We start from the raw sequence: 750 nt of genomic DNA, 5'->3' as shown, positions 1-750 counted from the left end.
CCTCGCAGTATCCGGTTCTCAAGGTGCACGCCTGCGCCGGTTCCCGGTCCGACCGGGCCGCGCGGCAAGGAGATATATTGCCAGACCGGAGGGGCCCGCGGGGCGGGAATCACGCACTCCATATTTTGTTCACAAATGAACCAGAGGGCCCTGGAATCCGACAGGGTCTAATCGACGATCATATATCTCAGACAGACCGTATGACCTCGGTGTTTATGCTGTCCGATGTATACGTATCGGTTATATACCCAAACCAGAATTAAATAGCACCTAGGAGATAGATTGCGACGGTTCCCCTTATAAAGCCTTTACGCGACAAAGGACCCCGCCAGACAGCGCTGGAGCCCCATTAGTGTGCAATCCTAGCCGAAAGACGTGAAACGCGAGAAAAGATTGATTTGTAATCTAAATTGGCAGATCCATCTAGGAAATACGCAACCAGCCAAAGGAGCGTTCCTAAGTGCGGACTGTAAAGAACGAGTCCCAAAAACAGGCCTCGAAAAGAATCAACCCACTTCATATGCTATTGCGACTTCAGAATAAAGAAATCAACTATCTAGAGCCACGGATCAATACAAACGCAAAAAGGGGGAGGCCGCGAGGCCTCCCCCTTCTCGATTCTCGATGACGGCTCGGTGTCGTCCACCGGTCAGCGGCGCCCTGGCCTCCCACGGGCTGGCCCCGCAGTACTCTCGGCGCGATGGGGCTTAGCTTCCGGGTTCGGAACGGGACCGGGCGTGCCCCCCATGC

At 54.8% G+C, this 750-nt stretch carries 1 rRNA gene; it reads right to left on the bottom strand.

The window, feature by feature from the left end:
* Positions 1-647 precede the first annotated feature (647 nt).
* Positions 648-750: ribosomal RNA gene (gene rrf, locus ACTNA2_RS09070) — 5S ribosomal RNA — on the bottom strand; the annotation flags it as partial.

The organism is Collinsella sp. HCP28S3_E9, assembly GCF_052065455.1.
Lineage (GTDB): Bacteria > Actinomycetota > Coriobacteriia > Coriobacteriales > Coriobacteriaceae > Collinsella.
Note: the sequence above shows the minus strand (reverse complement) of the source record. Positions and strands in the feature narration are given on the sequence as shown.